This window comes from Bacillus sp. SLBN-46 (assembly GCF_031453555.1).
GTDB lineage: Bacteria > Bacillota > Bacilli > Bacillales > Cytobacillaceae > Neobacillus.
This window is the reverse complement of the sequence record NZ_JAVIZM010000001.1, coordinates 4,184,385-4,211,101: the sequence shown is the minus strand read 5'-3', so window position 1 is coordinate 4,211,101 and position 26,717 is coordinate 4,184,385. Positions and strand designations below refer to the sequence as shown.

Here is a 26,717-nt window from a genome sequence, read left to right as displayed (position 1 = left end):
TAACATTCTCGCGTTTATCGGAATAGTTTGTTATAGTTGTTAGGAATTGTTATTCAAAAGAAGGAGTGAACGAAAGTGGCAGTGAATTTACATGATACCGCTTATGCTTTAGAAACAGCGATCCGCCAAAGTGCTGAGTATACTCAATTACAAGAGGCGTATAAAGTAGTTAACGCAGATCCTCAAGCAAAGCAAATGTTTGATCAATTTCGTCAAATTCAAATGGACTTATCCCAAAAGCAGATGATGGGCCAAGATATTTCTGAGCAAGAAATTCAACAGGCACAGTCCACAGTTGGACTCGTTCAGCAGAATCCTAAAATTGCCAATCTGATGCAGGCGGAACAGCGGATGAGTATGATTATTGGTGAATTAAATCAAATCATTATGAAACCATTAGAGGATTTATACGGAAAAATGTAAGCTCCCACCCAAAGACCCTCGGCTTGAACCGAGGGTCTTTTTCTATCCCTCATTGAGCTCTCTTTTTTTTGTACTGTTCTATTCAGAAGTGAAAAGTCATAAAAGTGTAATAAGGCAATTTCACCAAGGACAGGGGGCAAATTAATGATTTATCGCTTACTTGCGTTAAATATTGATGGTACGCTTCTTCAAACGAATGGAAAAATTCATAAATCAACTAAAGAAGCTATTGAGTATGTACAACAAAAAGGCATTTATGTCACGCTTGTCACTTCACGTAGTTTTCCTTCAGCAAAAAAGGTAGCCAAAGCGTTAAAAATAAAATCACCACTTATTACCCATCAAGGTGCTTTCATTGCAAGCTCTGCCGAAAAACCAGTGTATGTACAAAGAATTAATGAGGATATTACCTATGATACAATCCGCTTTTTAGAGGCATTACCATGCCAAATTCGTTTGGTTCATGAACAATTTTCTTTAGCCAATAAATTTAAATTAAACAATCAACTGTTAGCAAAAACCATCTTCACTTCAGGTGATCCCATGTTTTATTCGCAGCAGTTTGTATCATCTCTAAGTGAGTACTTACATGACCAGCCAGTAACACCGCCAAAGATAGAGGTTTATTTCGAAAGCAAGCATGATCTCCTTGATGCGAAGACGGCATTGGGTAAAATGTTTAATGAAATTGATATCATTGAACTAGATTCACTACGTTTAGACATCGTTCCAACAGGTGTCTCCAAGCTAGACGGATTAACCTACCTAGGAAGTCAATTAGGAATTCGTTTAGGTGAAATGGTTTATATCGGTGATGGAACCGATGATATTCCGTTGATTGAGGCGGTTGGCCTTGGGGTTTCCATGTGGAATGCCGATTTCAAAGTGAAAAAGGCTTCGGATTGGGTAACTAGATCGGAAAATGAAAATGGTGTAGCTTATATGGTGAAAGAACACTTTCGAAAGCAACAGCCAATTGAGTTTTTAAGAAAAATGAAGATTATCAAAAACTAATTTGAAAAAATATCATTGGCAATTGCCTTTGATATTTTTTTTAGAAGAGAGTGAATAATTTCCACCGTATTGACCTTATTTTGTTGATTTTGTACACTTAAGGGAGATTGAGACGAAAAGCTTGGGCGCCGGTTAAGGCGCTTCTGCTTTTTCCTAGAGGTGATTTTTTGCGAATTTCTATAATAGGTTTAGAAGATGAAAGATTTAATCGTCCACTTCAGTTGATTGCTAATTTGTTCTTTGAAGAGTCGCAGATTATAAAAGCAAGAAGTGAGGACGCGGATATATGTATAGAGTTTAATATGACTGTTCAGGATATTATTTCTGTTTCTGCTGAGTTAAAAGATCAAGAAGGAAAAGTACTAGTTTCTGAATATGAAAAAGAGTGGTCCCCCACAAATTCCGAAAAGGAAAACTTTAAGCAAATAAAAAATGCGGTTGCACATGTCTATTTATCCGTTTTGCAGGACTTTACAGGTATTATCCAAAAATGGGGTATTTTAACGGGAGTAAGACCAACCAAAATACTTCATCGAAAAGTTCAAGAAGGGATTCCATTAAGGGACGCTCATAAGCAATTAAAGGATGATTATTTAATATCTGATGAGAAAATTGAACTCATGCAGCACATTGTCGACCGTCAGCTTACTGTCGTTCCAGATCTCTACTCGCTTCAAAAAGAAGTCAGTATTTATATTGGCATCCCATTTTGTCCGACGAAATGTGCGTACTGCACTTTTCCTGCCTATGCAATCAATGGACGTCAAGGATCTGTGGATTCCTTTCTGGGTGGACTCCATTACGAAATGAAGAAAATTGGAGCATGGTTAAAAGAAAAAGGTGTTCGTATCACCACTGTATATTATGGGGGAGGTACCCCAACGAGTATTACTGCTGAAGAGATGGATATGCTATATGAAGAAATGTATATGTCCTTTCCTGATGTAGAAAACATTCGTGAAATTACAGTTGAGGCCGGACGTCCTGATACCATTACTCCTGAAAAGTTAGAAGTCTTAAAGAAGTGGAATATTGACCGGATTAGTATCAATCCGCAGTCATATACGCAGGAGACGTTGAAAGCCATTGGCAGACATCATACGGTAACCGAAACGATTAATAAATATCACTTAGCTCGTGAAATGGGCATGAATAATATTAATATGGATTTAATTATTGGTCTCCCTGGTGAAGGGATTCCTGAATTTACTCACTCTTTGGCCGAGACAGAGAAGTTAATGCCTGAATCACTAACTGTTCATACACTTTCATTCAAGCGAGCATCAGAAATGACCAAGAACAAACAAAAGTATAAGGTAGCAGATCGTGAAGAGGTCGAAAAGATGATGGGGCTAGCCCAAGATTGGACAACCACACATGGTTATGTGCCATATTATTTATACCGTCAAAAGAACATCCTTGGTAATCTAGAGAATGTTGGCTATTCTCTTCCAAATCAAGAAAGTATCTATAATATTATGATTATGGAGGAACAGCAAACAATCATCGGGCTCGGCTGTGGGGCAGCGAGTAAATTTATTGACCCATTAAGCGGAAAAATCACTCACTTTGCTAACCCTAAAGATCCTAAAACTTATAACGATAGCTTTGAAAAATATACTGAGGATAAAATAAATATCCTAGAAGAGCTATTCACCGAAAAAGGTTCTCCTGCTTAAACAAGCAGGGGGCTTTTTTTGTTTAGGTGTGTTCTTTATAAAGGAAATATCTATCTGAATGAAGAATAATTAATAGGATGACCATCATAGAATTCTATGATGATAAGAAGCTTTCATTAATGGAGGGGATATAGCTATGATGCAAACACCTTTAACGATGACGCAAATGATGGAAAGAGCAGAAAAGTATTTTCCAAAGAAACAGGTAGTTTCAAGAACGGCAAACGGAATCCACAGACTTACCTATAAGCAAATAGCAGAACGAACGAGACGTCTTGCAGACAGCCTCACAAAATTAGGAGTAGAAAGAGGAGATCGGGTAGGTACCTTAGCGTGGAATCATCACCGTCACTTAGAAGCATACTTTGCTATTCCTTGTATGAGTGCAGTTCTTCATACCATCAACATAAGACTATCCCCCCAGCATATTTCCTACATTATTAATCACGCAGAAGACAAAGTTCTCCTAGTCGATTCAGACATTCTGCCATTACTTGAAAAATGTGCTCCTGATATTAAGAATGTAAAAGCCTATATCATTATGACGGATGAAGAGGAGCTTCCGGAAACTACACTTTCGCCAGTCTATCATTATGAAAAGCTCTTAGCTGAAGCGAATCCAGAATTTCAATATCCGAATGATATAGACGAAAATGATTCTGCTGGTATGTGCTATACATCCGCTACTACAGGGAATCCAAAGGGTGTCGTTTATTCCCACAGAGGAATTGTTCTCCACAGTATGGCATTGGGCTTAGCTGATAGTGCTGCAATGAGTGAAAAGGATATTGCTCTTCCTGTTGTTCCTATGTTTCATGCCAATGCATGGGGAATGCCTTTTGCGGCCGTGTGGTTTGGGACATCCTTAGTATTGCCGGGACCATACTTTACTCCAAAGCTGCTTGCAGAGTTAATTGAGCAGGAAAGAGTAACCATAACAGCAGGAGTTCCAACCATTTGGCTAGGATTATTAAAAGAGCTAGATGAAGGGACTTATGATATGAGTAGTTTACGAGGAGTTCTGTGTGGAGGCTCTGCTGCACCGAAAGGAATGATCAAGGCGTTTGAACAACGGCATAAGGTACCATTTATGCATGCATATGGGATGACAGAGACAAGTCCACTAGTTGTCATTTCCACATTAAAAAGCTACCAAGAAGAACTAGAACCAGAGGAAAGATTAGAGTTAAGAGCCAAGCAGGGGACTCTTGTACCGGGATTAGAGATCAAAATCGTTGGTAAGGATGGAGAAGTTGCCTGGGATGGGAAAGAAATGGGTGAACTGTGTATTAGAGGACCGTGGATTGCCTCTGAATATTATAAGGATGAACGAACAGAAGATGCCTTCCGTGACGGTTGGCTTCATACAGGTGATGTGGTCACAATCGATGAAGAAGGCTTTGTAAAAATTGTTGACCGGACGAAGGACTTAATTAAAAGTGGGGGAGAATGGATTTCCTCTGTCGACTTAGAAAATGCATTGATGGCACATGAAGCAGTCTTTGAAGCAGCGGTTGTGGCCGTGCCGCATGAACAGTGGCAGGAAAGACCGATTGCATGTGTAGTATTAAAAGAGGCATACAAGAGCAAAGTGGTGAAAGAAGATTTATTTGACTTTTTGAGGCCGCAATTTGCTAAATGGTGGATTCCAGATGACATTCTATTCTTGGAAGAAATACCGAAAACTTCTGTTGGTAAATTTCTAAAGATGACCTTACGCGAACAAGTTCAAAAAGAAGTACTCAGAAAAAGCTAACAATTGAGGACAAGGGAGCATCCTTTGTCCTTTTTACTACTAAGATTGTAGTGAAGAAAATTCGAAATATAAAGAAATCTTATTTTTATTCCTATTCATTCCATATATAATGGTAGTGGATGAAGAAAATGGGGGGAGTGTGCTTACAATGAATTTTGTAACGGACAAGGTGAGTCTACAGGTAAATGGTCGTGTAGCCACATTAGAAATGAATAGACCAGAATCGTTAAATGCAATGGATGCAGATTTAATTAAGGGGTTAATCTGTAAACTTAAAGAGATAAGTGAATCGGATGATGTTGATCTTGTTGTATTAAGAGGAAAAGGAAGAGCCTTTTCATCAGGTGGAGACATTAAAACCATGCTTTCCAATATGAATGAGAGCGACTTCTTTCCTGTGATGGATGCTATTAGCGAATTAATTATTACTCTTTATAGCATCCCTAAATTGACTATTAGTGCTATTACAGGTGCAGCTGCAGGATTAGGATTTAGTTTAGCCTTAGCAACGGACTATATTCTTGCAGATAAAACTAGTAAGCTTGCAATGAATTTTATTGGAATCGGTTTAATACCAGATGGAGGGGCGCATTTCTTTTTAGAAAAGAGATTAGGTGAAACCCGAGCTAAACATGTGATTTGGGACGGAAAAATGATGAGTGCAGAGGAAGCCTTAAAGTGGGGACTTATTCAGGAAGTAGCGGAAGGTGATCTACAGTCAGCTTTAGAAGCGAGGGTAACGGATTGGTTAAGTCGCCCTGTTCAGGCAATGATTAAAACAAAGAAAATATTAGCGGAAAAGAATCGACCACAGCTACTGAAAATTTTAGAATTAGAAAAGCACGGGCAGCAGAAAATGCGTGAAACCCTTGATCATCAAGAAGGAATTCAGGCATTTATTGAAAAAAGGAAACCAGTCTTTATAGGAAAATAAAATCGAGGCTGACTCAAAATAAAAGAGTCAGCCTCGTCATTGTTTATGAGTGGAAAAGAAGCAGCTTGCCGCTAGGTGAGGTGCATCGGTGCGTTTTTTCTAATAAGTTTTTCTCTAATAATAGTTTTTCCCCATGTTCTTTTGCTGCTTGATCAGTTTCTGCTTGAAAGGATTCATCTAAAATCTTTTCACCATTCGCTTCAAACGCGGTTAATTTATACGTTTTCATCATAAAACTCCTTTATTTAAAAATTCTTACTATTATTTTTGCATAGTTTACTAAATTGTGCAAAAGAAAAGTGAAACCGAAAAAAGGGAATAATTTTTCAATAGGCTACTCAAAGTGAGAGCCTCTTTTTAATAGAACGTGCATTCGTATTTCGGAGGTGCTACAATAAAGAAAAGACGTTGAAAGGATTATCCTATGAAAAAAATATCGTTTATTCATGCAGCGGATTTGCATTTGGACAGCCCTATGGTCGGGTTAAAACATTTACCGGAAAGTATTTTTACAAGGGTGAAGGAGAGCACCTTTACAGCGTTGAAGAAAATAACGAAAGACGCTATTGAAAAACAGGTCGACTTTGTTATTTTAGCGGGAGATTTATTCGATGGAGAGGATCGGAGCTTACGGGCACAATCCCTTTTTCGTAGTGAAATGCTGAAGTTAGAAGAGAATGGAATCCCCGTTTATGTCGTCCATGGAAATCATGACCATCTTAATGGTACATGGGTAAAGTTAAGCATGCCATCAAATGTTCATGTGTTTACTAGTGAAGTAGAAACAAAAGTTTTGCACACGAGGAACGGAGAAAGCGTCCATTTATACGGATTCAGCTATCCAACCAGGCATGTATTCGATAGGAAAATAGATGACTATTCGAAGAAAAATAATATTGGATTTCATATTGGTATTCTTCATGGCAATGAAAGTTCGGGATCTGAGCATGATAATTATGCGCCGTTCGCAATTAAGGACTTATTAGAAAAAGACTTTGACTACTGGGCATTAGGCCATATTCATAAAAGGGCTATTTTAGCTGAATCTCCACCGATTATCTATCCAGGAAATATTCAAGGAAGAAATAAAAAGGAAACAGGTTCAAAGGGTTATTATCATGTGGAATTGTCTGATCTCGATGCCAAGCTGAATTTTGTTGAAACATCAGATGTTGTTTGGGAAGAGACAGAAGTCGATGCTACATCAGCAACCAGCTTTAACGACATTCTTCAATTATGTCAAAAGACCATCAATCAAGTGCGAAAGAATCAACAGGGGACGTTATTGACTCTCTACTTAAAAAACATCCAATTAAATGATGAGCGGGAAAAAAGAAACTTAGATGGAGAACTTCTAGACCTTCTATTAGAGGATGAGAAAGAAGAGGCCTCTTTTGTATGGACCGTTGATATACACATAACCGACAGTCAGCTATTTGATAAAGAGCAATTAAAAATGGAAGCTAATTTTTATGCAGAGCTTTTTGAAACAATTAATGAGTATGAGGATGCTGATTACGCGTTAGCCCCTTTATATGAGCACCCATTAGGCAGAAAGTATGTATCTCATTTAAATGAAGCAGAACATAAAGAACTAATAGAAAGAGCGGAGAAATTATTAATAGAATTACTAAGTGAAGCTTAGAAGAAAGGAGTAGATGCTATGAGAATTCTGGAGCTACACATTTATGGTTATGGACAATTAGAAAATGTAATCATTAAAGACCTTGCTGATTTCCAAGTGTTCTATGGAGAAAATGAAGCAGGGAAGTCAACCATTATGGCATTTATTCACGGTATCCTTTTCGGATTCCCTACAAAACAACAAACCGAACTTCGGTACGAACCAAAGCATAGCAACAAATATGGTGGAAATATAAGAGTCTATCATGAAGAATATGGATTTGCCGTTATTGAGCGTGTAAAGGGAAAAGCGTCAGGTGATGTGAAAGTAGTTATGGATAACGGTATGATGGGCGGTGAAGAGCTTCTAAAAGAACTAGTTGCCGGATTTGATAAAAATTTATTCCAAGCAGTTTTCTCATTTAATATTCATGGACTTCAGAACGTTCATCAAATGAAAGGTGAAGATATTGGGAAGTTCCTATTTTCTGCTGGTACGTTAGGGACGGAGCGGCTATCCAAAACGGAGTCTTTCCTGCAGAAAGAACTGGATAACAGATTTAAACCTTCGGGAAAGAAGCCTGTTATAAATGAAAAGTTACAAGCACTTAATGAAATCAATCTAGAACTGAAAAAGGCAGCATCGAAAAATAAAGAATATGAAAGCTTGCTAGAAAAAAGAGAGATGCTTCTACAGGAAATGCAAGAAATCAATGGTCTACTTAAGGAACTAGGGAGCAAGATCGATCAATTACATGAGTGGAAAAGAATAGAGTCATATGTTAGAGAAGAAAAATGGACAGAGAAGGAGCTTAGTGATCTAGGAGAGGTTTCATTTCCTACTCGTGGATTGGAAAGAATAGAAAAATTAGTAGAGCTCATCCATCCATATGAGGCAGAGATCAAAAGCCTATCAGAAAGAATTGAAAATGAAAAAAAAGAACTTGCTGAAATGAGACCTGAACGAGCTTTACTTGATAGTGAGTCTGTACTCTTAACTTTACTTGATCAAGTCCCACTTATGGAACAATTGACCTTTGAGAAACAGCAATGCGAACTGAAAATTGCTGAATGTGATGAAAAGCTTTCAGTAATTAGAGAGAAACTGCATTTGCCTATAGAAGAAAAAGATGTTTTTACTATTAATACAAATATTTATATGAGGAACCAAGTAGAAATCACTTCAAGAAAAAGACAAAAATTACAAGAAGTAAAGGAAGAGTTAGAGGAACGCTTTCAGGAAGAAACAAGAATATTGCAGGAGATAGAAAAAGAAGTCCGAATGGCAGAAAGCAACCTTCTTGCAAAACAGGAGAGGGAGCTCATTGAGAAGCAAGTGTTAAATGGTAACGATAAGAAGAGTGTAGAAGTTGATTTGAAAGCATTAAGGGATAAAATTGAATTTTACCAACTAGGTTATGAACGAGATCAAAAGGAATGGGCGAATAGTAGAAAGCAGAAAAGGCTCCAATTTTTCCTTTTTGAAGGAATTTTATTAGGACTACTATTTTATGGTTTATTGACGAAGCAGTGGGTACTTTTATTTATAGGATTGATTGGCTGTATCCTAACTGCTTATTTCATGACAAAAGGTTCGAAAGAGTCCAAAGCAGAGGAGATCCAACAGACCCTAGTAGAATTAAAAGAAAAGGAAAAACAATTAGTAGAAAAGCTTCATACGGCTGAATATATGGATTTGACAAAACTCGAAGAGCAATTAAAGAGGGATACTGTCCGGCGTGAAGAGGTTCAAGTACTTAAGCTGAAGCTGAAACAACAACAATCACAATATGATAAGGTAATTACCAAGTTTGAAGAATGGGAATTGGAATTTGCGCAAAACAAGGAGAAGCTGTTATCACTTAGTTTAGAGTTAAACATACCTGAATATATCGCCGTACCGTTTCTATTGGAGGCATTTGAGCTTATAGAACAATATAAAACTACCTCTCGAGAAAAAAATCAATTCCAAACGAAAGTAGAGCAAATTAATCTTCAACAAGCTAAGCTCTATAAAGAAATGAACAAATTTGCTTCACGTTTTTTATCAGAGCAAGGGTTAGCTTTACAAGAAACAGCCTATCTATTGCGGAACAGATTAAAAGAGGAGCATGAAAAGCAAATAAAAAGTCAAGAGAGAGAGAGGAAGCTTGCAGAGCTTGCAGCTGATGTAAAACAAAAAGGGCATGAAATTGAGCACCTAAAAGCTGAATATAACAAGCTTATACATGCTACGGGGGTAGCAACAGAGCAGGAGTTCTACGAACTTGGTAAGAAGGCAGAAAAACAAGGAAAGCTTTTGGAGAAACTTGGAACACTTAAAAATCAGCTTGAGTATTCCCTCCTACCTAGGCCGATTTGGGAAACCTTTTTGCACATCCATAATAGTGATGAAATCATAGCCGAACACAATCATGAGGTTCTACACTTACAAACAAGATTAAAAAAACAGCAGGAAGAACTTGCCGCTATTAAATACGAGATTCAAGTACTAGAAGAAGGTGGAGTTTATTCGTCTATTCTTCACAACTACAAACAGAAGAAGTATGAATTAGAAGAGTCTGCAAAAGAATGGGCAGTCTATTGTATCGCCCAAGAAATACTATCAAACACCGTTGAAAAGTATAAGAAGGTCCACGTACCTAGACTAATTTCGAAAGCAGAAGAATATCTATCCTTTCTCACCAATGACAATTATCAAAAAATCCATCTGCAAAAGTCAGGCACAGGCTTTTTAGTGGAGAGAAAGGACCGTACCATTTTTGAAGCAAATGAACTCAGCCAAGCGACAACGGAACAATTATATGTCTCCATACGGCTTGCCTTAGCAACGACATTGTATGAAAAATATCAATTCCCAATCATCATAGATGATAGCTTTGTTAATTTTGATGCAAAAAGAACACAAAAAATAATTGAACTTTTGCAAAGTTTACAGACCAATCAAGTGCTATTTTTTACTTGTCATGAACATTTACTGCAACTATTCGAAAAGGAAAATATCCTTAATATAACAAAAGGTGCAGTTCAGATTATTTCCTAGAGTGATAGTTGGATATGTTATACTTTTATTAATGGGAGGAGCGTGAATAGCTTGAGTAAAGGAATATTAAATTATGATGTGGGTGAACAGGTAGAGTTATTCCTTTTGATAAAGAGTTCAACTAAAGGGATTGCAAGTAACGGAAAACCCTTTTTAACATTAATACTGCAAGATCAGAGTGGTGAAATTGAAGCAAAGCTCTGGGATGCGAATGATGAGGATGAAAAGAACTATGCGGCCCAGAATATTGTTAAAATAATGGGTGATGTGCAAAATTATCGTGGGAAAAGCCAACTGAAAATCCGGCAGATTAGAAAAACGGGTCCTGCAGACGGAGTGAAATTGGACGATTTCTTGGAAACAGCTCCGTTAAGTCAAGAAGAGATGGTCGGCAAGCTGACTCAATATATTTTCGAAATGAAAAATCCTAACATTCAAAGGATTACTCGTCATTTAATTAAGAAACACCAAAAGGCATTTTTGGAATATCCTGCAGCAACAAAAAATCATCATGAATTTGTTTCCGGTCTCGCCTTTCACGTGGTAAGCATGCTTGATTTGGCCAAAGCTATCGCTTCACTGTATCCAAGCCTCGATAAGGACTTGCTATATGCAGGTGTAATCCTGCATGATATGGGAAAGGTGATGGAGTTATCTGGTCCTATTTCAACGGTTTATACTATTGAAGGTAACTTACTTGGACATATCACAATTATGATCAATGAAATTGGCAAGGCTGCGGAGGAATTAGGGATCTCAGGAGAAGAAGTACTCATCTTACAGCATCTTGTCCTAAGCCATCACGGGAAAGCCGAGTGGGGGAGTCCGAAACCACCATTGATCAAAGAAGCAGAAATTCTTCATTATATAGATAATCTGGATGCAAAAATGAATATGCTTGATCGTGCCTTAGAAAGGGTAAAGCCTGGAGAATTTACAGAGCGGATTTTTGCATTGGATAATCGTTCATTTTATAAGCCCGTTTTCCATAAATAACCCAAATAGGGTTATTTTTTTTGCTATAAGAGAAGAATATTTCTTCCTTAGAATGAATAAGTTGTAATAAAAAGTGGACAACCACAAAGGAAGGGAGCAATAATAATGACTATACCTATTTGGATTTATGCAGTCGTGGTTGGAATTGTGATAAGTGCATTGATGGCCATAAAAACGGGACGTGAAGAGCGAAAACTAGAACTTGAAAGCATTGAACAAGAAGGGGAAATTTATATCAAACGCTTAGAAAGAGAAAAGGAACAAAGAGAAGAATTAAAGGCTACGGGGGAATAAGAAAGGAGAGACTCAAAAATTGAGTCTCTCCTTTGTCTTTTTATTGTTGTGGAGCTGCAGAAGTTTGTGGTTTAAGAGCGTCCTTTAAATCTTTATCACTAACTTTTACATTAGCAGCTTTTAGTTCACGTTGCATTGCTTTATTAATTGATTCACTTGTTAATTTAGATGATTTAACTTGATATTCAATTTCATTCTTCATATCTTCATATGATTTTTTCTCTTTTTTATCCGTTAATTGGATGATGTGATAACCGAATTGACTTTTCACTGGTGCACTAATTTCATTGACTTTAAGCGCATATGCAGCTTTTTCAAAGTCAGGGTCCATTTTTCCAGTACCGAACCAACCTAAATCTCCGCCATTTTGTGCTGACGCTGTATCAGTTGAATATTCTTTTGCTACGTCCTCGAATTTTGCCCCGCCATCAAGCTTTTTCTTCACTTCATTAGCAGTTTTTTCATCTGCAACTAGGATATGACGTGCTTTGATTTCAGGCTGGTAGCTGTCGTAGTAATCCTTTAATTCTTTTTCAGTTACCTTTACATCTTTCATTGCCGCTTTTTCTTGCATCATGCCAAGCTTCATCGTTTTCTTTAAATCTGCTTCGCTTTTATAGCCGTATTGTGCAAGAGTAGTTTCAAAATTTGCACCAAGGTCAGCTTTTAGCTGGTCAATTTTTTCATTTAGTTCTTTATCCGTTACTTTGTACTTTTTTGAAAGAACTTTTTCATATACAAGCTGTTGAAGGGCTTGTTCACCGTATTTTTCCTTCATTGAGTTATATAGCTCTTCTTGTGTTACATTTCCAACCTTGCTCTCAGCTACATTATCAGAACCGCTTTGATTACATGCACTTAGTGCAAGAACCCCGCCTGCTATAGTAAGGGCTAATATCCATTTTTTCATGATGAAATCTCTCCTAAACAGTAATTTCTTGTCCACAATCTCTACTATAACATAAATGGTAACTACTGCAAAAATTAAGTTGTGATTGTTTTTAGAAAATTTACAAATGCAACCTAGACCTTTTCCAAAAAAAAAAATGGTAAGTGCCTAAACGAAATCAATCCTGTCTGAATAGTATATCTTAGAAAATGAAAAAGGAGGTATTACGATGAGCGCAGGATATGGAGCTGGATTTGCTCTAATTGTAGTCCTTTTCATCCTATTGATTATAGTTGGAGCATCTTGGGTTTACTAAATAAAACCAATTTCAAGTCAATGAAGAGGAGGGGAAATATATGTCAGGAGGAGCATACGGTGGAGGATTTGCTTTAGTTGTAGTCCTTTTCATCTTATTAATTATCATTGGAGCATCTTGGATCTATTAATAATAAATAAAAAATTAAAAGCGATGAGAAATTCCTCATCGCTTCGATTTTTTAATTCCTTAAGTTAAATCCCGCTATAAACAGAATTATGTATATAAAATTTCCAAATAGGAAGAAATCAGTAAAATCGTAATTAGGACATTGATTGTACGAAATACTTTATGCTGGTTTTCTTCCGGTATTTCTTTTTGGATGCATAGTGAATTGGTCATTTTATTTACATAAAACAAGATGAAAATAGCAAAGACAATAAAAACGGAGATCATCAATGATTCCCTCCCCAGTTGTTCATATTATGTTTTATACAATATCAAAAATTAGAAAAAAAAGATAGTCATAAAGAATAGAAGCTTGTAAGACTTTCTTATCATTTATAAATAATTTATTTATCAGTTGCTTAAATTAGGTTTACCTACGTCTTTAAAAGGTGAATAATGTACATAGAGTATTGCTGGAGTGAAAAGAGGGGTATTAAATGAATGAAATTGATGGATTGTTGGAAAGAATTAATCTTTTAGAATACCACCAAAAACTTTTACTGCAATTATTAAGTAATCCGAAGCTTGAGTTTTACAAACTTATCATTGAAAAAGGTCTCACTGAAAAGGAAGTTAAAGATTTTTTTCAATTATGTGACAAAATGAGCATGCAATTGGAAGAACAAAAAGCGGAAGGGTATGTATACTTTCATCCGCTTTTCAATGAATTTGCTGATTCATTACCGGAAAATCTGTCTGTCGATGAAGCAATCATGGCATGTTTAACACAGAATCTTTATGAATTTCTTTTTCAAGAACTGAGAAAGTATATCTGAGTTGCTTTTAAACTAGTTCTTGTTGAGTCTTGTTCTGCTTTTGTAACTTTCCATTTTCTTCTACAAATTCACTTTCGATGTTATGGAAAGAACGTTCAAAAATCTCCATAAAGTCATCCCCATAAATGTTTCGAACGATCGCCATCATTTCAATGATGTCTGGGAATTTTCCATATAATTCGCGAAGGGGTAAAGCACCAGTAAACACAGCATTACCGTCCGGATTATAGGTTTCCATTAACTCGAGCAAAATGTCTTCTCCTTCAGCAGTGAGCTGAATATACGTATTGCGCTTATCATTTTCTTTTTTTGAAAATTGGAGTAAGCCTCTTTCTTCCAGTTTTTTCGAGAAATTAAATGCTGTCGAGACATGCATGACCCCAAACTTTGCCACATCTGAAATGGAAGCACCATTTAAATGGTATGCAATCCATAGAATATGGTGTTCATTAATGTTTAGGTCAAAAGGCTTAATCCATTGCTGCCAGTCTTTCTCAATTGATTTCCATAAGGCTTTACTTAATTGTGCAATTCTCTGACTAAAAAGCATCGCTTCCTTCATTGAATATTGTTTCTCAGTCATCCCCATTTTCACCCACTTTATATTTCTCTATTATCATTATGCCAATAAAATAAAAATTAATAAAGATATAAATTCACAAAATTTTTAGAAATTATATAATATTTATGTTGAAATTTGTAAATTTAACAAAATAAAATTGAAATTTCAATTTTATTTTAACCTCTCCCTCTAAATAATGGCAACTTTTAGAATATTTAACTTATAAATTAGTTTATTTAAATAGTTTAAGGCACGGATCCCCCTGGATAAACGATGCCTTGTTCATAGGAATGGACGATAAAACATATAAATAGTTACAACAATTGTTTCGAATTTTCAAAAGTTAGTAGGGGGATAAGAAAGATGAAGAGTGTAGCTGTGACGTTTTTTATCTTAAGTGCCATACTATTATTAGGAACAATCAAACATTTATTGGATATTTCTAAACCAGGTGTGTATCCGCCAAAACAAGTAATAAAGAAAAGAGCTGCTGCATTAGCTGGTGGTGGAATCGTGTGTTTGCTAGTTGCATTAATGCTTTCTTACTTGTCCTAAAGAAAAAGAACCCTTTCGGGTTCTTTTTTCTTAAAAGGATCCCGTGTTTTATTTTTGAATCACGGAAGCTGAAGATAATTTAGTTCTTTTAAAAATTGACTGAGCAATTGGATACAAAATGACCATTGTTACAGTGTTTAGTGCAATGGCTGGTAAAACACCCGCCACGAATAGCGCTGTGAAAGGTCCGGGTAAACCAACAATAAAATAAGCGGCTGATAAAAAGACGGTTCCAGAAATCAACGTTCCTACAGCTGTTAAAATTCCAACACTAACAAGGGAATTCTGGAATTTTTTTAAGGCTAAAAATAAACCGAAAAATATTAACGCAGTAATAGGTTTATCGATGATGTTTGGAATCTGTCCACCCGGGAAACTAGTTGTTAATGCAGACAATACGCCAGTCACAATAGCTAGAAGCATCACACTTTTTAATTCTGGAATAAGAATAATTCCTAAAAACATCATTGCCAGCATCATATCTGGCTTAATTGTTAGGAAGGCTGGCATAACCGTATGCAAAACTACCCCTATCCCCGCTAAAAGTGCTAAAATAACAATGTTCTTCGTATTCATTTCTCTTCTCTCCTCTGCTATACTAATCTATTTGTTTCTCCTGCAGTGCCCTCATTGCCTACAGCGAAAAACTTGATTTCATTATAACATAATAATGTAATAATTTTAAAGAAATAATTTTCAGATAATTTAGTTAGTGAAAGGCAAGTTAAAGTTGTTTACTTATTCCTTCAGCCATTTCTTGCAGGATTTGTGGTGTGTATTCACTTTGGTTGTTTTTCCAAACAGCACCGAACCCATCACCTTTGCCATATCGAGGAATCAAGTGCATATGGTAATGAAACACAGATTGACCTGCATGTTCTCCATTATTATTAATCGTATTTAATCCAATTGGTTCAAATTCCTGTTTTAACGCATTGGCGATGGCTGGGACAACCTCAAAAAGATTTCTAGCTATTTCAGGAGTCAATTCAAATATGTTTTCCTTATGTATCTTTGGAATGACAAGTGTGTGTCCTTTTGTTACTTGACTGATATCCAAAAAGGCAAGTACATGTTCATTTTCGAAAACTTTTGCAGCTGGAATTTCTCCATTAACAATCTTACAAAAAATACAATTGCTCATCACAACACAGCCCCTTGTAATTAGTTTGTATTATTTTACCATAAAAAGAACAAATGAAAAAGGCAGGATCCGCAAGGAATCCTGCCCTCTCGAAGGGGAATTGCTTCAAAAGGTACGTTCATTCAGGAGTGTTCTTTGATAAACACCTCATTTTTCGTAGAGTGTTTTTTATAAAGAAACAATATTGTTCAAGCTGACCATCCCCTATTTGTTTTTATATGTTTTCCCAACTTATAAAAACGGGTAGCGATCTGCGGTAAACACCTCATTTTTAGTTTATTTGTGAATAAACCTTAACCGTGGTGTTACTTGAACTCAAAATGGTTACCATGCACTTTGTACAAAACAACCATCCCCTTATCTGAAACGAATTGGAAGCTCTACTTGTTTGAAAGGAAATTGTCTTTAACAGACACCTCATTTCAATTTTTGATGAATTTCTTCATCGAAGTAAGTTGTTTCCCCTTCGAATATTATGATGTCCGATTTCAAAAGAAATATACAAAAAAAATATCAAAAAATTGTATTCCTGTTTTTATCTAGCTGGATTTGATAAAATGAAAAGCATAATCTGCTACGGAGGGACGTATGCAAATGTCGCTATTATCAATTGAGAATCTTGTTGGAGGATATACAAGAAACCCAGTACTAAAAGATATATCCTTTGATGTAAACGAAAAAGAACTGGTTGGTCTGATTGGACTTAATGGAGCAGGTAAAAGTACGACCATTAAACATATTATCGGGTTAATGGAACCACATAAAGGAACAGTAAAAATTAACGACCAGTCGTTTACGGAAAATAAAGAAGCCTACCGACGTCAATTTACCTTTGTTCCTGAAACACCTGTTTTATATGAGGAACTAACCCTAGAAGAGCATTTGAAATTAACGGCTATGGCTTATGGGTTGAAAGAAGCGGACTATAAACAGAGAGTGGGCCCATTATTATCGGAGTTCCGGATGGAGAAGCGGTTAAATTGGTTTCCTGCGCATTTTTCAAAAGGGATGAAACAAAAGGTTATGATCATGTGCGCCTTTTTAGTTCAACCATCCCTTTATATTGTAGATGAGCCATTTGTTGGTTTGGATCCGCTAGGAATTCAGTCACTGCTTGATTTAATGAAGAAAATGAAAGAGAACGGTGCAGGTATTTTGATGTCCACACATATACTTGCGACCGCGGAGAAATATTGTGACCGCTTTGTCATTTTACATGAGGGGAAAATACGAGCCAAAGGAACGCTTGAAGAGCTAAGAGAGCAATTCTCTATGCCTACTGCTTCTTTGGATGATCTATACATTCAATTGACAAAGGAAGAAAACTATGTTTGATGATAAAAAACTGTGGAAGGACCGTGCGGGAGGTCGTGTAAGGGATTTAGGGAGATACCTACGTTATATATTCAATGGGCATCTGGTCATTGTTTTGTTATTCCTAATTGGAACAGGTGCATTTTACTATCAACAATGGGTTGAAAAGCTTTCTTCCAATTTTCCAGCGGAAATCATTATTGCTGTTGTTATAGGTTTATTCTTAACGTACAGTCCGGTTTATAATTTTCTGCTAGAAGCCGATAAAGTGTATATCCTACCACTCGAGGATAAGCTAAAAGGGTATTTTTTTCGTTCTGGTATAGCGAGTTTTGTTTTTCAAGGGTATATACTTCTTATGGTACTTGCGGTACTTATGCCAATGTATGCCCATGTAGACAGTAGCGGTTTTCAATTGTTTTTACCTTATTTAATTGTCCTATTAGCATTAAAGGGATGGAATTTAGCCACTAGCTGGCGAATTCATTATTTTGTTCAGAATTCTGTACATAGATGGGATATGGTTGTCCGGTATTTTATCAATGCTGTATGTACCTTCCTACTATTCAAACAAGCAAATGTATTTATTTTGTTCATTCTTGTTGTAGTGATGGCCTTTTATTATCGTTTCTTTTATGTTCGAACAAAGAAAATGGGGCTTAAATGGGATCTGTTAATAGATCATGAAGAAAAGAGAATGGCTTCGTTCTACCGACTGGCAAATATGTTTACAGATGTTCCAAAGCTAAAGGATACAGTTAAAAGAAGAAAGTGGCTTGATTGGCTCATTAGCAACATTCCTTTTTCTCAGGATAAAACATATTTATATTTGTATTCTCGTGCGTTTCTACGTTCTTCTGATTACTTAGGTCTGTTTATCAGGTTAACAGTCATTGGCACGGTGGCCATTTATTTCATTTCGTTTGGATTAGGACAACTCTTATTGAGCATTTTATTTTTGTATTTAACAGGTTTTCAGCTGCTTCCATTATGGAACCATCATCAAAACAAGCTCTGGGTTGACTTATATCCTGTTGCTCAAAAATTTAAAATTTCCTCGTTTCATTTTCTTTTGATGATCATCTTATCTACAGAAGCGGTTACTTTTGCTTTGTTTATTGCCCTTAAAGGCGAAATCATGAATAGTCTGTTTGCCTTAATTTTAGGGTTTGTATTTAATTACTTATTTGTTTATATTTACAGTGAAAAACGTATAAAGGCTTAAATTAAAATCCCCTTTGATGATGAAGGGGATTTTTTTGAAACCATTGGCTGGGTTTTATCGTAGGTAAGCATAAAATGTTTATGGAAGGAGTGGGGCTAAATGAATGAATATGAATTAAAAGTTTATGATGAAGTCGAAGAATGGAAAAGGAAATTATCCAGACGTTCTGGGATGATGAATCGAATTTCTAAGAAAGCTCAAGTAAAAATAAATGAATGGATTCCAGAAAAGGTCCATGAGGTCATGACTGAAAGTATTAAAGGAATGGTAAAAGCAACTTTATTTGGCTCAAAGGTTACAACAAAAAAAGATCAAGCAAAAGGCTTAACACTTTCTGAGAGAGATGAATTGGTACGAAAAAAAATAGCAACATACCAGAAAACTGCCATCTTTGAAGGTGCCGGAACCGGTGCTGGAGGGATTTTGCTCGGACTTGCTGATTTTCCACTTCTCCTTACGATTAAGATGAAATTTCTTTTTGAAGCGGCTGAAGTTTATGGATTTAATACAAATCAATATGAGGAAAGACTTTTCATTTTGCATATTTTTCAATTGGCCTTTTCAAGTGATGACATTCGAAGAAGTACGCTTTATGAGATTGAAAACTGGGAAGAAAGAAAGCAAGTGTTAGTTGAAATGGATTGGCGGAAATTTCAACAGGAGTATCGTGATTATATTGACCTTGCGAAGATGCTGCAGCTGGTACCAGGGATTGGTGCTTTTGTAGGAGCCTATGCGAATAATAATTTACTGAAACACCTTGGAGAAACAGCGATGAACGCCTATCGGTTGAGATTATTGCAAAAATCCCCTGAATGATGAGAAATTCAGGGGTTGTTTCTTCTTACTCATGGACCTTTAGAGCTGCGGTGCCAAGTGTTTTGGCTGCAATCAACATGGCGTTTTCATCAATGTCAAATTTAGGGTGATGGTGTGGGAAGGCTGTCTCTTCCCCCAGAGGTTTAGCGCCTGTGTAGAAGAATGTTCCAGGTACTTTTTGTAAATAATAGGCGAAATCTTCGCCGCCCATTTGTGGCTCCGTTTCTTCAATTGTTTTTACCTCAGGTACTTCTTGGGCACATGAAATGAGAAATTCTGTTTCATTAACATGATTAACTACAGCGGGATAGCCTCTTACAAAAGTATACTTATATGTGCAATCAGCAGTATAGCAAGTCCCATGGATGATTCGCTCCATTTCTTTTTCGATAAATGCCCTTATATCTTCATTAAAAGTACGGACAGTTCCAACTAGTTTAGCTTTATCTGCAATAACATTAAAAGCGTTTTGAGCTGTAAAGGAGGCAATCGTCACAACTGCCGCTTCTACAGGGTTTACCTTGCGGCTTACAATTTGCTGTAAATTGAGAACTAGCTGAGAAGCCGTGACAATAGCGTCTTTTGTTTTATGGGGCTGTGCGCCATGGCCGCCTTGACCTTGGATTTCAATTTCAAAACGATCAGCTGCTGCCATAATGGGCCCAGTTCTGTATTGGATAGTACCTGTGGGTTCGCTTGCCCATAAATGAGTACCAAATATGACATCAACACCGTCTAAACAACCATCCTCAATCATGGATGCTGCTCCACCAGGTGCATATTCCTCGGCATGTTGATGGATAAAAACATAGGTTCCTTTAAGTTCATCTTTACATTCGTTTAATGCTTTCGCAAGGACAAGGAGAGTGGCTGTATGTCCATCATGGCCGCATGCATGCATGATCCCTGGAACTAATGACTTGTAGGGTACATCCTTTTCATCCTGAATAGGAAGTGCATCAAAGTCAGCCCGGAGTGCAACTGTTTTTCCTGGCAGTTTCCCATGAATTTTCGCAACGACTCCATTTCCACCAACATTCCCCTTAACTTCAATATCTAACTTTTTATAATAAGAATAAATGAACTTGGCTGTTTCATATTCCTGAAATGATAACTCAGGATGCTGATGCATGTAGCGACGGATGGAGACCATCTCATCGTAGTATCCTTCTAATTTAGCAAAAAGCTGGTTTAACATAGGTAATCCCCCCATTTTATTAGTTAAAAAAGAATGTATTTTCAAACTATTTTAACACTTTTTCACTATTATATAGATTTTTAAGTTTATTTTCTTTATACTTTTAAAGGATTTTAAAAAGAAAGTGAAAGGAATAGGGGAATGGAAGCAAAAAGCAAACTAAATTACTCTTTTATTTTTATGGGTATGGTCATTGTATTCGCACTATTTACAACTATTAAAGTGGCCACACACAGTATTTTCTGGATGGATGATAAAATTGCAGGATTATTTTCGCATGTACCTAATTCTGTCATTCCATTTTTTATTCAACTAACCGAAATGGGTGATAAAAAGGGAATTGGGGTTGTCGCCATATTAATGTTAATTTGGTTATTGGTTAAAAAAAGAAATTATCTCGGGGCGGCAGTTTTTGCTTTATCTATAGCATTGGGGAATGAAATTAGTAAGATCCTTAAAGATTACTTTGCTCGACCAAGGCCTGATTTGGAGCATCTTGTCGATGTGAAAAGCTACAGCTTCCCAAGTGGACATGCAATGGTTGGAATGACTGTGTATTTTTTAATTGCTTATTTACTGATTGAGTCAGCTGTTTCAAAAAAGACAAAGATCATTATTGGAGCATGTGCTGCTATTTTACTTCTTTTAATTGGAGCAAGCCGGATTATCTTACACGTACATTATCCATCAGATGTTCTTGGGGGTTATGCATTAGGATACATATGGGTATCCCTTTCAATTATTCTCTATAATTATCTTAAAAAGAAGAAGATTAAATAGGAAAAGAGGCTGGATTCAGCCTCTTTTCTGATTTTATATTAAAAACATAGCCGCTATGGTTGTTACTACAAGCCCGATTATTACTGGGACTAGGTTTCTTCTTGCTAGTTCAAAAGGGTCCACCTTACATATTGCTGCAGCTGGAATTAACGCCCATGGTACGAGAACTCCACCACCGACCCAAATAGCTGATATTTGTCCTAGAGCAGTAAGGGTAGCAGCCCCTTTTCCAATTGCTGTTGCGAAAAGGGCAGCAATAGAACCAGCAAGGGAGATTCCTGAAAAACCTGAACCATCCAATCCTGTGATTGCCCCCACAGTCGTTAATGTGACGGCACCAACTGCTTTGCTTAACGGAACAATGCTTGCAAGTGCCACACCTAAGTCATTAACGATGCCCTGAGAAGCTTTTGGCAAATATTCTCCAATGATTTTTGTGAATCCGCTGTCACCTAAATAGAAGAAGGCGGCAATTGGAATAACTGGACCAAAGACCTTAAATCCAAATTGGAACCCTTCAATTAAATACTGGGTGGTTTGCTCAAGACCTTTATTTTTATGACTGGTTAAGGTAATTAATAGAAGAATAAGAATAGAGGTTCCACCGATTAAGGCTGTAGCGTCCCCGCCAGTCAAATCTAGAATCGTCATGGCAGCGACGTCGGCAGCGAATAACAATGGTACCAAAATGGCAAAGAAACGTTTTTGTCCTAAAGATAAGAGGTTGTTATGCTGAGGGGATTCATCTGATGAATCCGATAAGACAGATGAATTGACTTGAAGAACCCCACGTTTCATGTCTCTTCTTAGAAAATAGAAGGCGGTAACGGTTGTAACAAGCCCCATTATAAATACTAACGGAATGCTGGCATTAATGACATCCTGTATCGGAAGTCCAGCAGCATCTGCCGTTAGCTTTGGAGCAGCTTGAATGACAAAGTCCCCAGACAATGCAATACCGTGACCAAATAGATTCATTGCCATCGCTACGCCTAGTGCTGGCAACCCTGCTCTAATGGCTACTGGAAGGAGGACGGCACCTAGAAGGGCAACTGCAGGAGAAGGCCAAAAGAACCAAGAAATCACCATCATTAAAATACCAATCGTCCAATAGGCAAGGGTAGGGTTACGAATTAATTTTGTAAAGGGTGAGATCATGACATCATTAATGCCAGTGGCAGTTAATGTATGGCTCATCGCGACAATAATAGAAATGACGAGTATCGTAGACAATAATTCAGTTATGGCATAACTAAAACTGTTGAATATACTACTAACTGAGTGACTTAAACTGCCTGTGGCAACTAAGGCAATTAAAAATATCCCCGCAATACAAATGATGGTCGTGTCTCTTCTCATTATCATAAACCCAATAATAAGAACAATAAAAGTCACATATATCCAATGAAGAGCCGTAAGTTCGACGATCATTTAAATTCCCTCCTTTCTTATATCCAACAGGGCTATAGCCCTGTTGGATGTAATACAGAATATGAAAATAGCCAAAAGTGGTGAAAGAGAAGGGAAAATATTATTATATTTAAGGCTTGAATCTAGGGGAGGGGTTGACCTTTTTGTGGATTTTTCTAGTGTGGAGGCTTATTAGGAGAGGGGCAGCAGAATAATTTTGGATTAATTGGCTTACTCAGATAGGACAGGCATGAAAAGGCAAGGTCGTGTCCGAATGCTAGGCTTATTCGGACAGGACGAGCAAGAAAAGACGGGATTGAGTCCAAATACATGGCTCATTCGGACAGGGCGAGGAGGAAAGGGCGTGATTGAGTCCGAATACCAGGCTCATTCAGACAGGGTGAGAAGGAAAAGGCGTAATTGTGTCCGAATGCCAGGCTCATTCGGACAGGGAGAGCAGGAAAAGAAGTGGTGGTGTCCGAATACCAGGCTCATTCGGACAGGCTTGACTAGGAAAAGGAGTGACCGTGTCCGAATGCCTGGCTCATTCGGACAGGGCGAGGAGGAAAAGGAGTGACCGTGTCCGAATACCAGGCTCATTCGGACAGAGCGAGGAGGAAAAGGAGTGACCGTGTCCGAATGCTAGGCTCATTCGGACAGGATGTCCAGGAAATCGCATGGTTTATTTGAGTTTCAGCAAATCCCAACAGGATAACAAACTGCTAAGCCCTCTATAACACAAATAGAGAATAGCCCTGAAAAATTCTGGGCTATTCTCTAAGTGAAACATATTGCTTTTTTAATTTGTGCTGAGATTCTACACTTAATTTAGTTTTCCACTGTAAAATAAGCCCAACTCCATTCAAATTCATTCCGTAATCATATATTTGCTAACAAAAGGTGCGCTTGAAAAAATCTTTGCCTGGTAGTCCATTCCTGTCATTTTACTAACATCAAAAAAAGTTTGAGAAGATTGCCATGCTTTATAAGAGGCTTCATCTTTCCATACAGTCATGATTACATACTGACTAGATGTTAGGGGACGAAGTACTCGCAAAGCTAAGAATCCTTCTTGACTTTTAATAGCGTTCATTTGATTTTTTACTTGATGCTCAAATACTGCCTTTCCTTCATCTGTGACTGGTACGTTGTTTAAAACAACAAAACCTTCTTTTTTTATCTCTCCAATAGAAAGTAGTTCCTCAAATTTTCGTGGCTCATTAAAAACAGTTTCACCACTCGTTTCATGAAATAATTGTGCATTGTTTTCGTTGATCATTGTTACCATTTTTTCATTAGGGTATTTTCCTTCAATCTTTTTTAAAAAATCCAATGTTCCTGCGGTCATATAGGCATTCATACGCTTTCTCCTCCTTATGTATCCATTTATTAGTGTATACCCAGCTTAAGTCAGTATTCTCCTTAAAATTTTAACAATTCTAGTAACCTAAAAACGACTTTTTTTTGACAGTTATTAGTGTTACCTATACACAAATAGGATTAATAGATATAGTGAAGACAGTCTGAATATAACAATCATTTCAAATATGATAAGAAAGTTTTTAAATTTAAGCCAACTATATTAAAATAAAAAACAGACATGTGTTTGAAAGGTGGACAATAAAAATGACAAGACCGATTAATGAAACATTCTTAAAAGCAGCAAGAGGTGAGAAAACAGACTACGTACCTGTATGGTATATGCGGCAAGCCGGACGTTCACAACCTGAATACAGAGAGATTAAAGAAAAATATTCTTTATTTGAAATTACTCATCAGCCTGAACTTTGTGCGTATGTCACACGGTTACCGGTTGAGCAATATAACGTAGATGCAGCCATTCTATATAAAGATATAATGACTCCACTGCCAGCAATCGGGATGGAAGTAGAAATCAAGGGTGGCATTGGCCCGGTAATTGATAATCCGATCCGCTCACTAGCAGATGTTGAAAAATTGGGTGAAATCAATCCAGAAGATGACGTTCCTTATGTACTTGATACCATTAAATTATTAACACAGGAGCAGTTGTCTGTCCCGTTAATTGGTTTTTCTGGAGCTCCCTTTACACTTGCGAGCTACATGATTGAAGGGGGACCATCCAAAAACTACAATAAAACAAAAGCATTCATGTACACAGAGCCTAAGGCATGGTTTGCTTTAATGGATAAGCTGGGCGATATGATCATTACATATGTAAAATCACAAATAAAGGCAGGAGCTAAAGCCATCCAAATTTTTGATTCTTGGGTTGGAGCCTTAAATGTTGAGGATTACCGTTATTTCATCAAGCCTGTCATGAACCGTATCTTTTCGTCATTGAGAGAAGAAAATGTTCCGTTAATTATGTTTGGGGTAGGTGCTAGCCATCTTGCCTTAGAATGGAATGAACTTCCGCTGGATGTAGTAGGGTTAGATTGGAGATTGCCAATCAGCCAGGCAAGGGAACTTGGAATTCATAAAACTGTTCAAGGAAACCTGGATCCTGCAATTTTGTTAGCTCCTTGGGAAGTTATTGAAGAAAAAGCAAAAGCTATTCTAGACCAAGGTATGGCACAGGATGGGTATATTTTTAATTTAGGACATGGTGTTTTCCCATCCGTAAATCCAGAAACATTAAAGAGACTAGCTTCATTTATTCATGAATATTCAGCATCCAAATTAAGTCGTTAAGACTCATTTGGAGTGTTAAAATTGGTAAGACGTCCAATTTTTTGGCACAATAGTATGAGTTGCTTTTTTACTGGGCCATTAATATGACAAGGTGAATTTTCATAGCCTAATGATTATTACTGGCCTGTTCCATAAATAAATGGATCATGAGAAACAGACTTAAAGATGAGGTGTGAATATGGCGAAAAAGAAAATGGGTCTGCTAGTAATGGCATACGGTACCCCTTATACATTAGATGACTTAGAAGGATATTATACGCATATCCGTCATGGACGGAAGCCATCGCCTGAAATGATTGAAGATCTTAGAAATCGGTATGAAGCTATTGGAGGAATTTCTCCACTCGCTAAAATAACGCAAGACCAGGCAGAGAAGTTAGAGGAACATTTAAATACCATTCAGGATGACATCGAATTTAAAATGTATCTTGGTTTAAAGCATATTAAGCCTTTCATCGAAGATGCTGTGAAACAAATGCACGAAGATGGTATTAAAGAGGCAGTTAGTATTGTGCTTGCTCCTCATTTTTCAACGTTTAGTGTAAAATCCTACAACGGACGAGCAGTAGAGGAAGCAGAGAAATTAGGCGGACTTAAAATAACTAGTATTGAAAGCTGGTATGAAGAGCCTAAATTTATTGGTTATTGGGCTGACAAAGTGAAACAGGTCTTTGAACAAATGCCTCAAGAGGAAAAAGAGCATGCGGTACTAATTGTTTCGGCGCATAGTCTTCCGGAGAAAATCTTACAATCTGGTGACCCTTACCCGCAGCAGCTAAAGGAAACGGCTGATTTAATTGCTGAACAAGCAGGAATTAATAATTATACCATTGGGTGGCAAAGTGCAGGAAATACTCCAGAGCCATGGATCGGTCCGGATGTACAAGACTTAACAAGAGACTTGTATCAGCAGCATCACTATAAAGCATTTGTCTTTGCACCAGTTGGATTTGTATGTGACCATCTGGAAGTTCTTTTTGATAATGATATCGAATGTAAAGCAGTGACGGATGAATTGGGTGTTAGCTATTATCGTCCTGAAATGCCAAACGCAAAGGAAGAATTTATTGATTGCCTTTCTACCGTCATCCTAAAAAGATTATCTCATTAAAAACAAATAGGGAAT

The 26,717-nt window shown here is 37.2% G+C and carries 29 protein-coding genes; 20 read left to right on the top strand and 9 right to left on the bottom strand.

From position 1 onward, the window contains the following. Nucleotides 1-75 precede the first annotated feature (75 nt). From QFZ87_RS21465 to QFZ87_RS21445, 5 genes are all read left to right on the top strand, one after another. Complete coding sequence (locus tag QFZ87_RS21465) at nt 76-423, top strand: YlbF/YmcA family competence regulator (RefSeq protein ID WP_309866034.1); 348 nt, start codon at nt 76-78, stop codon at nt 421-423. Between the two features lie 144 nt (nt 424-567). Beyond that, nucleotides 568-1,437 (top strand): Cof-type HAD-IIB family hydrolase, encoded by an 870-nt coding sequence (locus QFZ87_RS21460; protein ID WP_309866032.1) that lies wholly within the window; start codon nt 568-570, stop codon nt 1,435-1,437. 167 nt (nt 1,438-1,604) lie between these two features. Further along, nucleotides 1,605-3,116: a coproporphyrinogen III oxidase gene (locus QFZ87_RS21455; RefSeq protein WP_309866029.1), complete on the top strand. Its 1,512-nt coding sequence runs from the start codon at nt 1,605-1,607 to the stop codon at nt 3,114-3,116. A 136-nt stretch (nt 3,117-3,252) separates the two neighbouring features. Further along, nucleotides 3,253-4,872 carry a long-chain fatty acid--CoA ligase gene (locus QFZ87_RS21450; protein ID WP_309866026.1) on the top strand — a complete coding sequence of 540 codons (1,620 nt, stop codon included), beginning with the start codon at nt 3,253-3,255 and terminating at the stop codon, nt 4,870-4,872. Nucleotides 4,873-5,020: 148 nt separating this feature from the next. Next, nucleotides 5,021-5,806, top strand: a complete 786-nt coding sequence (locus QFZ87_RS21445) for an enoyl-CoA hydratase (RefSeq protein ID WP_309866023.1) — start codon at nt 5,021-5,023, stop codon at nt 5,804-5,806. Nucleotides 5,807-5,849: 43 nt separating this feature from the next. Here QFZ87_RS21445 and QFZ87_RS21440 read toward each other — a convergent pair whose 3' ends face one another. Further along, nucleotides 5,850-6,035, bottom strand: a complete 186-nt coding sequence (locus QFZ87_RS21440) for a YhzD family protein (protein WP_309868029.1) — start codon at nt 6,033-6,035, stop codon at nt 5,850-5,852. A gap of 195 nt (nt 6,036-6,230) precedes the next feature. Between QFZ87_RS21440 and QFZ87_RS21435 the strand changes: the two genes are divergently transcribed. The 4 genes from QFZ87_RS21435 (at nt 6,231) to QFZ87_RS21420 (ending at nt 11,762) form a co-directional block, all read left to right on the top strand. Then, a complete protein-coding gene (locus QFZ87_RS21435; RefSeq protein ID WP_309866021.1) occupies nt 6,231-7,451 on the top strand; it encodes a metallophosphoesterase family protein in 1,221 nt (406 codons plus the stop codon). Nucleotides 7,452-7,469: 18 nt separating this feature from the next. Then, entirely contained in the window at nt 7,470-10,472 is a 3,003-nt protein-coding gene (locus QFZ87_RS21430) for an AAA family ATPase (RefSeq protein WP_309866019.1), read from the top strand. A gap of 51 nt (nt 10,473-10,523) precedes the next feature. Beyond that, the gene (gene yhaM, locus QFZ87_RS21425; RefSeq protein ID WP_309866017.1) at nt 10,524-11,468 is read left to right on the top strand and encodes a 3'-5' exoribonuclease YhaM; all 945 of its coding nucleotides are present in this window, start codon (nt 10,524-10,526) and stop codon (nt 11,466-11,468) included. 105 nt (nt 11,469-11,573) lie between these two features. Continuing rightward, nucleotides 11,574-11,762, top strand: coding sequence for a sporulation YhaL family protein (locus tag QFZ87_RS21420; RefSeq protein ID WP_309866015.1), 189 nt, complete (start codon nt 11,574-11,576; stop codon nt 11,760-11,762). A gap of 40 nt (nt 11,763-11,802) precedes the next feature. Here the strand turns inward: QFZ87_RS21420 and QFZ87_RS21415 are convergent, their stop codons facing one another. Next, the gene (locus tag QFZ87_RS21415) at nt 11,803-12,672 is read right to left on the bottom strand and encodes a peptidylprolyl isomerase (RefSeq protein ID WP_309866012.1); all 870 of its coding nucleotides are present in this window, start codon (nt 12,670-12,672) and stop codon (nt 11,803-11,805) included. A 208-nt stretch (nt 12,673-12,880) separates the two neighbouring features. Between QFZ87_RS21415 and QFZ87_RS21410 the strand changes: the two genes are divergently transcribed. Both QFZ87_RS21410 and QFZ87_RS21405 read left to right on the top strand, forming a co-directional pair. Continuing rightward, entirely contained in the window at nt 12,881-12,967 is an 87-nt protein-coding gene (locus QFZ87_RS21410; RefSeq protein WP_074432824.1) for a YjcZ family sporulation protein, read from the top strand. Between the two features lie 40 nt (nt 12,968-13,007). Next, nucleotides 13,008-13,097 (top strand): YjcZ family sporulation protein, encoded by a 90-nt coding sequence (locus tag QFZ87_RS21405; protein WP_307289594.1) that lies wholly within the window; start codon nt 13,008-13,010, stop codon nt 13,095-13,097. An 86-nt stretch (nt 13,098-13,183) separates the two neighbouring features. Here QFZ87_RS21405 and QFZ87_RS21400 read toward each other — a convergent pair whose 3' ends face one another. After that, a complete protein-coding gene (locus QFZ87_RS21400; RefSeq protein ID WP_007084261.1) occupies nt 13,184-13,363 on the bottom strand; it encodes a hypothetical protein in 180 nt (59 codons plus the stop codon). A gap of 209 nt (nt 13,364-13,572) precedes the next feature. On the opposite strand from QFZ87_RS21400, the gene QFZ87_RS21395 reads away from it, so the two are divergent. Beyond that, nucleotides 13,573-13,911, top strand: a complete 339-nt coding sequence (locus tag QFZ87_RS21395; protein ID WP_309866003.1) for a DUF1878 family protein — start codon at nt 13,573-13,575, stop codon at nt 13,909-13,911. 7 nt (nt 13,912-13,918) lie between these two features. Here the strand turns inward: QFZ87_RS21395 and QFZ87_RS21390 are convergent, their stop codons facing one another. Next, nucleotides 13,919-14,494: an HTH-type transcriptional regulator Hpr gene (locus QFZ87_RS21390; protein ID WP_309866001.1), complete on the bottom strand. Its 576-nt coding sequence runs from the start codon at nt 14,492-14,494 to the stop codon at nt 13,919-13,921. A 342-nt stretch (nt 14,495-14,836) separates the two neighbouring features. On the opposite strand from QFZ87_RS21390, the gene yhzF reads away from it, so the two are divergent. After that, entirely contained in the window at nt 14,837-15,028 is a 192-nt protein-coding gene (gene yhzF / locus QFZ87_RS21385) for a membrane protein YhzF (RefSeq protein WP_309865997.1), read from the top strand. 48 nt (nt 15,029-15,076) lie between these two features. On the opposite strand, the gene QFZ87_RS21380 is transcribed toward yhzF, so the two are convergent. Both QFZ87_RS21380 and QFZ87_RS21375 read right to left on the bottom strand, forming a co-directional pair. Continuing rightward, nucleotides 15,077-15,604 (bottom strand): tryptophan transporter, encoded by a 528-nt coding sequence (locus QFZ87_RS21380; RefSeq protein ID WP_309865995.1) that lies wholly within the window; start codon nt 15,602-15,604, stop codon nt 15,077-15,079. 148 nt (nt 15,605-15,752) lie between these two features. After that, nucleotides 15,753-16,172, bottom strand: coding sequence for an HIT family protein (locus tag QFZ87_RS21375; protein ID WP_309865992.1), 420 nt, complete (start codon nt 16,170-16,172; stop codon nt 15,753-15,755). A 594-nt stretch (nt 16,173-16,766) separates the two neighbouring features. Here QFZ87_RS21375 and QFZ87_RS21370 point away from each other — a divergent pair. The 3 genes from QFZ87_RS21370 (at nt 16,767) to QFZ87_RS21360 (ending at nt 19,530) form a co-directional block, all read left to right on the top strand. Next, entirely contained in the window at nt 16,767-17,507 is a 741-nt protein-coding gene (locus QFZ87_RS21370) for an ABC transporter ATP-binding protein (protein WP_309868025.1), read from the top strand. Further along, nucleotides 17,500-18,711, top strand: a complete 1,212-nt coding sequence (locus QFZ87_RS21365; protein ID WP_309865990.1) for an ABC transporter permease — start codon at nt 17,500-17,502, stop codon at nt 18,709-18,711. Before QFZ87_RS21370 ends, QFZ87_RS21365 begins: the two co-directional genes overlap by 8 nt. Before the next feature lie 99 nt (nt 18,712-18,810). Beyond that, nucleotides 18,811-19,530, top strand: a complete 720-nt coding sequence (locus tag QFZ87_RS21360; RefSeq protein ID WP_309865988.1) for an EcsC family protein — start codon at nt 18,811-18,813, stop codon at nt 19,528-19,530. Nucleotides 19,531-19,555: 25 nt separating this feature from the next. On the opposite strand, the gene QFZ87_RS21355 is transcribed toward QFZ87_RS21360, so the two are convergent. After that, nucleotides 19,556-20,728: a M20 family metallopeptidase gene (locus QFZ87_RS21355; protein ID WP_309865987.1), complete on the bottom strand. Its 1,173-nt coding sequence runs from the start codon at nt 20,726-20,728 to the stop codon at nt 19,556-19,558. Between the two features lie 141 nt (nt 20,729-20,869). On the opposite strand from QFZ87_RS21355, the gene QFZ87_RS21350 reads away from it, so the two are divergent. Continuing rightward, nucleotides 20,870-21,508: a phosphatase PAP2 family protein gene (locus QFZ87_RS21350; protein WP_309865985.1), complete on the top strand. Its 639-nt coding sequence runs from the start codon at nt 20,870-20,872 to the stop codon at nt 21,506-21,508. A gap of 33 nt (nt 21,509-21,541) precedes the next feature. On the opposite strand, the gene QFZ87_RS21345 is transcribed toward QFZ87_RS21350, so the two are convergent. Continuing rightward, nucleotides 21,542-22,939 carry a hypothetical protein gene (locus QFZ87_RS21345; protein WP_309865982.1) on the bottom strand — a complete coding sequence of 466 codons (1,398 nt, stop codon included), beginning with the start codon at nt 22,937-22,939 and terminating at the stop codon, nt 21,542-21,544. A gap of 205 nt (nt 22,940-23,144) precedes the next feature. Between QFZ87_RS21345 and QFZ87_RS21340 the strand changes: the two genes are divergently transcribed. Further along, nucleotides 23,145-23,495, top strand: a complete 351-nt coding sequence (locus QFZ87_RS21340) for a hypothetical protein (protein ID WP_309865980.1) — start codon at nt 23,145-23,147, stop codon at nt 23,493-23,495. Nucleotides 23,496-23,786: 291 nt separating this feature from the next. Here QFZ87_RS21340 and QFZ87_RS21335 read toward each other — a convergent pair whose 3' ends face one another. Further along, the gene (locus QFZ87_RS21335; RefSeq protein WP_309865978.1) at nt 23,787-24,278 is read right to left on the bottom strand and encodes an antibiotic biosynthesis monooxygenase family protein; all 492 of its coding nucleotides are present in this window, start codon (nt 24,276-24,278) and stop codon (nt 23,787-23,789) included. 266 nt (nt 24,279-24,544) lie between these two features. Between QFZ87_RS21335 and hemE the strand changes: the two genes are divergently transcribed. Beyond that, a complete protein-coding gene (hemE, locus tag QFZ87_RS21330; protein ID WP_309865977.1) occupies nt 24,545-25,591 on the top strand; it encodes a uroporphyrinogen decarboxylase in 1,047 nt (348 codons plus the stop codon). Nucleotides 25,592-25,769: 178 nt separating this feature from the next. Beyond that, nucleotides 25,770-26,702 (top strand): ferrochelatase, encoded by a 933-nt coding sequence (gene hemH / locus QFZ87_RS21325; RefSeq protein WP_309865975.1) that lies wholly within the window; start codon nt 25,770-25,772, stop codon nt 26,700-26,702. Nucleotides 26,703-26,717 lie beyond the last annotated feature (15 nt).

Bases quoted from the DNA above. Each gene is read 5' to 3' on its own strand.
- QFZ87_RS21400 (WP_007084261.1), bottom strand. From the start codon at position 13,363: ATGATCTCCGTTTTTATTGTCTTTGCTATTTTCATCTTGTTTTATGTA.
- QFZ87_RS21440 (WP_309868029.1), bottom strand. From the start codon at position 6,035: ATGAAAACGTATAAATTAACCGCGTTTGAAGCGAATGGTGAAAAGATT.
- QFZ87_RS21435 (WP_309866021.1), top strand. From the start codon at position 6,231: ATGAAAAAAATATCGTTTATTCATGCAGCGGATTTGCATTTGGACAGC.
- QFZ87_RS21375 (WP_309865992.1), bottom strand. From the start codon at position 16,172: ATGAGCAATTGTATTTTTTGTAAGATTGTTAATGGAGAAATTCCAGCT.
- QFZ87_RS21450 (WP_309866026.1), top strand. From the start codon at position 3,253: ATGATGCAAACACCTTTAACGATGACGCAAATGATGGAAAGAGCAGAA.
- hemH (WP_309865975.1), top strand. From the start codon at position 25,770: ATGGCGAAAAAGAAAATGGGTCTGCTAGTAATGGCATACGGTACCCCT.
- QFZ87_RS21430 (WP_309866019.1), top strand. From the start codon at position 7,470: ATGAGAATTCTGGAGCTACACATTTATGGTTATGGACAATTAGAAAAT.
- QFZ87_RS21370 (WP_309868025.1), top strand. From the start codon at position 16,767: ATGTCGCTATTATCAATTGAGAATCTTGTTGGAGGATATACAAGAAAC.
- QFZ87_RS21420 (WP_309866015.1), top strand. From the start codon at position 11,574: ATGACTATACCTATTTGGATTTATGCAGTCGTGGTTGGAATTGTGATA.
- QFZ87_RS21405 (WP_307289594.1), top strand. From the start codon at position 13,008: ATGTCAGGAGGAGCATACGGTGGAGGATTTGCTTTAGTTGTAGTCCTT.
- QFZ87_RS21365 (WP_309865990.1), top strand. From the start codon at position 17,500: ATGTTTGATGATAAAAAACTGTGGAAGGACCGTGCGGGAGGTCGTGTA.
- QFZ87_RS21350 (WP_309865985.1), top strand. From the start codon at position 20,870: ATGGAAGCAAAAAGCAAACTAAATTACTCTTTTATTTTTATGGGTATG.
- yhzF (WP_309865997.1), top strand. From the start codon at position 14,837: ATGAAGAGTGTAGCTGTGACGTTTTTTATCTTAAGTGCCATACTATTA.
- QFZ87_RS21390 (WP_309866001.1), bottom strand. From the start codon at position 14,494: ATGACTGAGAAACAATATTCAATGAAGGAAGCGATGCTTTTTAGTCAG.
- QFZ87_RS21410 (WP_074432824.1), top strand. From the start codon at position 12,881: ATGAGCGCAGGATATGGAGCTGGATTTGCTCTAATTGTAGTCCTTTTC.
- QFZ87_RS21460 (WP_309866032.1), top strand. From the start codon at position 568: ATGATTTATCGCTTACTTGCGTTAAATATTGATGGTACGCTTCTTCAA.
- QFZ87_RS21360 (WP_309865988.1), top strand. From the start codon at position 18,811: ATGAATGAATATGAATTAAAAGTTTATGATGAAGTCGAAGAATGGAAA.
- hemE (WP_309865977.1), top strand. From the start codon at position 24,545: ATGACAAGACCGATTAATGAAACATTCTTAAAAGCAGCAAGAGGTGAG.
- QFZ87_RS21355 (WP_309865987.1), bottom strand. From the start codon at position 20,728: ATGTTAAACCAGCTTTTTGCTAAATTAGAAGGATACTACGATGAGATG.
- QFZ87_RS21335 (WP_309865978.1), bottom strand. From the start codon at position 24,278: ATGAATGCCTATATGACCGCAGGAACATTGGATTTTTTAAAAAAGATT.
- QFZ87_RS21380 (WP_309865995.1), bottom strand. From the start codon at position 15,604: ATGAATACGAAGAACATTGTTATTTTAGCACTTTTAGCGGGGATAGGG.
- QFZ87_RS21445 (WP_309866023.1), top strand. From the start codon at position 5,021: ATGAATTTTGTAACGGACAAGGTGAGTCTACAGGTAAATGGTCGTGTA.
- QFZ87_RS21395 (WP_309866003.1), top strand. From the start codon at position 13,573: ATGAATGAAATTGATGGATTGTTGGAAAGAATTAATCTTTTAGAATAC.
- QFZ87_RS21345 (WP_309865982.1), bottom strand. From the start codon at position 22,939: ATGATCGTCGAACTTACGGCTCTTCATTGGATATATGTGACTTTTATT.
- QFZ87_RS21415 (WP_309866012.1), bottom strand. From the start codon at position 12,672: ATGAAAAAATGGATATTAGCCCTTACTATAGCAGGCGGGGTTCTTGCA.